At 38.7% G+C, this 6,566-nt stretch carries 4 protein-coding genes; 2 read left to right on the top strand and 2 right to left on the bottom strand.

Annotated elements, in window-relative coordinates; all coding sequences use genetic code 11:
* The first annotated feature begins 192 nt into the window (after positions 1-192).
* Together JMW90_RS13115 and JMW90_RS13110 are read left to right on the top strand one after the other, a co-directional pair.
* Positions 193-1,725: a DUF262 domain-containing protein gene (locus tag JMW90_RS13115; protein ID WP_201564705.1), complete on the top strand. Its 1,533-nt coding sequence runs from the start codon at positions 193-195 to the stop codon at positions 1,723-1,725.
* Positions 1,722-3,764, top strand: coding sequence for a DUF262 domain-containing protein (locus JMW90_RS13110; protein ID WP_201564703.1), 2,043 nt, complete (start codon positions 1,722-1,724; stop codon positions 3,762-3,764). The genes JMW90_RS13115 and JMW90_RS13110 overlap by 4 nt, the downstream gene beginning before the upstream one ends.
* Positions 3,765-4,159: 395 nt before the next feature.
* Here the strand turns inward: JMW90_RS13110 and JMW90_RS13105 are convergent, their stop codons facing one another.
* Together JMW90_RS13105 and JMW90_RS13100 are read right to left on the bottom strand one after the other, a co-directional pair.
* Positions 4,160-5,323, bottom strand: a complete 1,164-nt coding sequence (locus JMW90_RS13105; protein WP_201564701.1) for an iron-containing alcohol dehydrogenase — start codon at positions 5,321-5,323, stop codon at positions 4,160-4,162.
* Positions 5,324-5,446: 123 nt separating this feature from the next.
* Complete coding sequence (locus tag JMW90_RS13100; RefSeq protein WP_201564699.1) at positions 5,447-6,244, bottom strand: IclR family transcriptional regulator; 798 nt, start codon at positions 6,242-6,244, stop codon at positions 5,447-5,449.
* Positions 6,245-6,566 lie beyond the last annotated feature (322 nt).

The raw sequence follows: 6,566 nt of genomic DNA, 5'->3' as shown, positions 1-6,566 counted from the left end.
TAGTCGCCTGCTGCTTCAATCAGCATGCGAACTGCGCGTTCTTTAATCTCAGGAGTGTAATTTCGTGTTTTCATTGTCGTATTCTCTCAGAATATTAGGTCTCCGACAATCACGGGGCGGTTCAAAACTCACAAATTCTCAATTTAATTAAAATTAATTTTTTCAAGTCTTGAATCATTGAGGTGTTGTTTAATGTCAGATCAGAAAGTTAATAATGAAGGTTACCAAATTTTATCAATTGCTAGTTTTTTATCCTTAGCAACGTATCCATCAGATAAGAGACTTGCAATACCTGTCTATCAACGACCCTATCGTTGGACAGAAAAGAACATCGCTGACTTGCTAACAGACTTGTACTACCAATGCAGTAGGCTAAATCATAATGTTGACAACTCCTATAAGGCAGACAATGCGTATCGTCTAGGAACAGTGGTTTTGCATCAAGATAATGAAAAGGTTGATAGTGACGGGCAGACTCCAATTGCTTTAGTTGATGGTCAGCAGCGTACTTTGACATTGCTATTGATTATTAAAGCTGCAGCTGAATCTGAAAAGTTCAAGCAAACGCTAGAAGGTTTTACTTCTATAGATATTCAGCTTCCTGACTGTAATGAAACTCAAGAAAATTTAAGTATCAATTATGAACTCATAAAGCGTCACGTAAATAGCCCTGCATTTACCCTTGAAGTTTTAGATTTCTTAATGAATCATTGTGAAATTGTGCAAGTGACCTTGCATGAGCTGTCAGAAGCTTTCCAGTTTTTTGATTCGCAAAACGCACGTGGTCTTGATTTGAGCCCTCATGACTTGCTAAAAGCATTTCATTTGCGCGAATTTCCTGAAACAGAAAAGGATCTAAAGGAGTCCATCGTTGAATATTGGGAGCAAAAAAATACCAAAGATTTAAAGGTAACATTCTCAGATTATCTATATCCAATACGCCAATGGAGTCTTGGTAAATCCAGCCTATACTTTTCAAAGTCTGATATACAGGTATTTAAGGGCGTCAATTTAACTAATGCTAACTATCCGTTTCAACAGGGATTAAAAGTGCTTAATAATACTGTTGATTCCTATAATCAGCATACACATCGATTAATCGATCAGCAAACCATGACCTATCCGTTTCAGCTTACCCAAACATTGATTAATGGGCGGCGGTTTTTTGATTGGGTTACCTACTATCAAGCGTTAATAATGCCATTTCTGGAAGACGCTACAAGACAAGATGATAATTGGCTCAAAGCCATACTAAGTCATAAAGATAGACAAATAGCATTGACCATCATTCAAGTATTAGACAATCAGAAACAAGGTGAGGACTATAAATATAGCCACTGGTGGCGTCAAGGGGATAGATACGTTCGCCGTATGTTTAATGCTCTCGTACTCTGCTATTACGATAGATATGGTGAACAAGATTTAGCTCGAGCGATTGAGTATATATTCATTTGGGCTTATTCATTGCGCTTACAAAACGCTAGTGTATATCGACAAAGCATAGAAAAATATATCGATAGTGATAACGTATTTATGCGCTTACAGCATTCGCTGACGCCCGTTGAATTTCTAAATAAACCACTTCAACAGCTTCAACAAGTCAATACTACAGGTAAAGATAGAGATAAAAAATTAAAGCAAGTAGCAGGTCTCACAACTATTTTTACAGAGATGGGTTACTTATCAGAGCAAGCGGTATTAGAGATAAAAAGGGATAAAAGATGACCAATAGCATTCAAGAAAGCATTAGTATCAGGCAACTACTTAGCGAGAACCAATATAAAATACCTGTGTATCAGCGTAACTTTGATTGGGGCGAGCCGCAAATACAGCAGCTGATTGATGACATACAAGATTATACGCAAAAAGAAAATAATGCATCGGTTTACTATATTGGTAGTTTGGTGATACACCAAAAAACAGGCTACTTTGAAATTCTCGATGGTCAGCAGCGCTTTACTACTTTGTGTCTGCTGGCTATTTATTTAAAATATCGTTTAGCTAATAACTTTGATTGGTTCAAAGAGCCAAATCTTAGTTTTGAAAGCCGTAGCAAGTCAGAGTTTACAATTAACAAGCTCTTCGACATTTTTTGTAGGAAAGGAGATTCTGAATATAGTTATTCAACAAGGCTACCTGAGCTAATCGGTACAATTGATACTAAAAAAGCTAACCCATCAATAGTAGAAGGCTTTAAGGCTATTGATCGAGTCATAACTAAAAAGTTTGGTGATGATGATAATTTACTACTTAAATTCGCTAGCTACTTGACGGATCAAGTTAAAATTTTGCCAGTTCTAGTACCCAAAAATACTGATGTTACGCATTATTTTGAAGTTATGAACAATAGAGGCGAACAGCTAGAGAAGCATGAAGTTGTCAAAGCTAATTTGCTGTCCGTTGTTCAAAAAGATGAGCAAGCCATGGCAACTATTCATAAAGTTTGGCTGGCGTGTGCAGACATGAGTCGTTATGTGCAACTGGGATTCTCGGTAGAAGAGCGTAAAGCTATATTTGGAGAAACAGCTGAGGGCTTCAAATTAATAATACCTGATGGTCTGTTAGAAAAAGAAGATTTTGGATTTATTAAATCGGATTTAGATTCTAAAAATCAGCTACCCAAGTTTACTCTCAATGACTCAATCTCAAAAGGCAAAACCTCACGACTAGAAAAAACTAAAGATACTAGTAATAAAAATAAAGCTGGTAATAGTGACGAAGGAAAATTGGAGCGTTTTACTAGCGTTATAGATTTTCCAAATTTTCTTATACAAGTGTTGCGTATCTATATGCTGCGAGAGTCTGAAAATAATATTACCGATGAAGTCAAAATAGATTTGCCAGCTTTAGATGATAAAGAACTAATTAATGCTTTCAAGACGAATGTAGGAAAGGATATAAATAAGGTAAAGAATTTTGTTTCTTTATTACTCAAACTAAGATATTTATTCGATCATTACATCGTTAAGCGTGATCGTGGAGGTGTTAAAGAAGATTGGTCGCTAAAGCGCTACAAGTTTGAAGACAACAGTTCAAGCTATGTGAATAGCTTTGGAGTAGATGGCGGTGATACGTTTAGTGAAAATTGGCGTTGTATGACTCTGCTCTCAGCATTTCATGTTTCTTATCCTACAAACTCTCGTAAAAACTGGCTTTCTGCAGTGCTGTACTGGCTTGATAAACAAGAAGATAAATTTAGTGCAATAGATTATTTACAGTTCTTAGAAAGCCTGGCCAAGTACTTTATGATTAATCGTTATCTTGTATCGCCTTCTAAAGAATATGTAAATTTTATGTACAACTTAGACAATAGCGAAAAGCCTAACTTAGTAGCAAGTGATCTTGGTGAATTATTAAAATACGGCAAGGTTGCTGCATTTGTTTTTAACTACTTAGATTATTTATTATTAAAAGATGATTCATTTATTATAGATGATAAAGACAAATTTAGATTTAGCTTTAAAAGTTCCGTTGAACATTTTTCTCCTCAGACTTCTAAAATTGATAATATATTGCAAGCAGATGATTTGCATAGATTTGGGAACTTGTGTTTGATGAGCAGTAGTGAAAACTCATCATTGAGCAATGATAGCCCACGAGAAAAAGTAAGGACGCTATTAGGAAAACGTGCAAGTATGGCACCTCTGAGTCTGAAATTAGAGCTAATGATGAAGTTAGTTCCCAAAGAGGGTGAATGGCTTGATGATCATGTAAAGGTACATGAACAAGAGATGATTAATATTTTGAAGGCAGACATAGAATAACCGTTGTGAATTTTGAAAATCTATTAAACTTTTAAAATGATTTAAAATCTAAAAAATCTCTTTAGCTATTAAAAGTATATGTATTTTTAACTTCTACAATTTTAAAGTTTATACAGCGATAATGATCAAAAAGATTCATAGAATTTACTCTATTAGTGATATGTTGTTTTTTAAAGTGAACTCACTATAGTTATAGCAACCCATAAGCAAATCTTTAAGCTTATCTATACTAGATCTCTTGCATAAGTCATCACTAGTGACCCCTGCCGTCAAATCCGTACACATAAACTTGGGAGATTTTAATTACGCAGCCTGACGATAATAATCAAACCACACCTGTCTTGGCGATTTATAGCTCAATGAGCAACATGAGCATTAAAAAGTAATAGTTTTTATCAGAGTATTTCCTTATACATTGTCGTCACCTCTTCTAATGTCATATCCTTAGGATTGGTCGCAATTAGCCGTGCATAGGTGCTGATTACTATATCCGCTAGCGCTGGTATATCTTTTTCTGTGATGTCTAATTCGCTTAAGCGATATTTAAGGCCGCTCATTTCTAAAAAATTTTTCAATTGAAGTATGAACTGATTTGCTGCTTCTAAGTCCGTCATAGTAGAGGTTTGGGTAGGCATAACGGCCCTGGCTAGTTCTGCGTACATCGATGCCGCTTCAGGCAAGTTGAAACTAAATACTGGGCACATTACGAGTGCATTAGCGTGCCCATGAGGGATATGGAAGTTGATACTGAGCGGATAAGACAAGCCATGAACGGCTGCGACTGAACCATTAACAAACGCGATACCCGCAAGTGTGGAAGCTAACAACATATCGGCTCTAGCATTTATATCATCGCCTTGTTGTAGTACTTTTTCAAAATTATTCCATAGCATTTGCAATCCTTTGATAGCGAGTGCATCTGAAATGGGATTCTTTTTAGTACGGCTGGTATAGGCTTCAATACAATGCACCATCGCATCGAGCGCTGTTGCAGCGGTAATATGGCGAGGTAGTTTCAGTGTTAGCGTGGCATCTAAAATTGCGACATCAGGCAGTATTTTGGGCGTATAGATGGCTTTTTTACTACCGTCTTTCGCGGTTATTACCGATACAAAAGTTGCCTCTGCGCCGGTACCTGCTGTGGTGGGTATCGCAAAAAGGGGCAGTTTCTTAAAGCTGCTTAAGTCGATATCTAAAATATCAGTAATGGACTGAAAATCATTCGGATATAGAGCGACGATTTTAGCTGTATCAATAGAGCTACCACCACCCAGGCCAATAATTAAATCACATTGATTGGTTCTTGCAAGATCAATAGCGTTATTCACTATTTCAATAGGCGGGTCAGCGACGACGCCATCAAAAACAACGACTTGAACGCCAGCTTCTTGTAATGACTGCTGTGCAATATCGACATAACCTAGCTGCGATATGCCAGCATCAGTGATGATAATGGCTGATGTGGCGGAGTACTGCTTAGCTAAAACCCCTAGCTTTTGGCGCATACTGTCCACTTCACTGACAATATGTCTATTAGTATAAAACTCAATCCCTGACATAGCACTCTTCCTTATGTAAAAAAATTATTTCGTAAAGCATCAAAAACTTCGATATGGGTTGGTAGCTACCCGATAGCTATTTATATGTCTTATCTTATCGACTGATTCAGTAACTGTACAGATCTAAGCGCCGCGCCCAATCCTTTCAGCCAACGCTTGCAGTTTCGGCACAATCATCGCTGCATAGTCATCCGCTTCCCAGTTGGCACTTGGTACGCTGGCATTAAGCGAATACGCATATTGCCCAGTCGCTACATCAAAAACACCAACCGCTACTGCCAATATATCCGTAGAAAACTCCCCATCCGATACCGTATAACCATGCGCTCTATAATGCTCTGTTGCGTCACAAAGAGCAGACTGCGCATGGTTATAATCCTCTGTAGATAACTGCTCTTGCAAATTACTACGAATCACCGCCTGCCTTGCTTGCGAGCTGACCGCATAAAAAGCGCGTCCAATGGCTGTACGGGCGACGGGTACTGCTGAGCCAACTTGCAAATTGACCGATAGGCGTGCCGGGCTACGACAGCAAGACAAGTAGCGCATTTCGCCTTCGATCTCTGTTGCGAACTGGCGCAGTAATGGTTCTGCGCATACCAACATATCATGACGGCTCCATGCCGTTGCACTCAGCCGCACCGCGCTGCTGCCTAATCGATACTGCCCTTCTATCGTTGTGCGTAAAAATCCAAGGGTGGTTAAGGTATAAATCAATCGCGTCACCGTCGCTTTAGGCAATGCGGTCAGCTGGCATAATTCCTGATGACTGAGTTGTTCATGATGCTCAAACCCAGACAGTAAGCTCAGTCCGCGTCCAAGAGCGGTGACGAATTGTCTATCATCATCGGCTTTACTTTGGGCGAGCGTATCGTTCATTCGAGCTAAAAGCGGTTTGGTTGCCGGTAATTTTTTTATCATTTTATAACCGTATTGTGGGATAAAGGTTTACAAAGAACAATAATCCTGCTTAAATGAATTGTAATATGAAACTAAGTTTTGCATAGCAGAACATATAAGTCAAACATTAATCGTCGGTCAGGATGACTGGCAACAAGGAGCACCACATGGCAACTTCTAGCAGCCCCCGTTTTGATTGGGAAGATCCATTTTTACTACGTGACCAGCTTACCGATGAAGAGCGTATGGTAACGGACAGTGCCCGTCAGTTTTTTCAAAAAGAGCTGATGCCGGGCATCGTTGAAGCAAATCGCAACGAGAATTTTGACCGTAATATCATGCG

It is taken from the genome of Psychrobacter glacincola, from assembly GCF_904846215.1.
Lineage (GTDB): Bacteria > Pseudomonadota > Gammaproteobacteria > Pseudomonadales > Moraxellaceae > Psychrobacter > Psychrobacter glacincola.
This window is presented reverse-complemented; position numbering and strand designations above follow the sequence as displayed.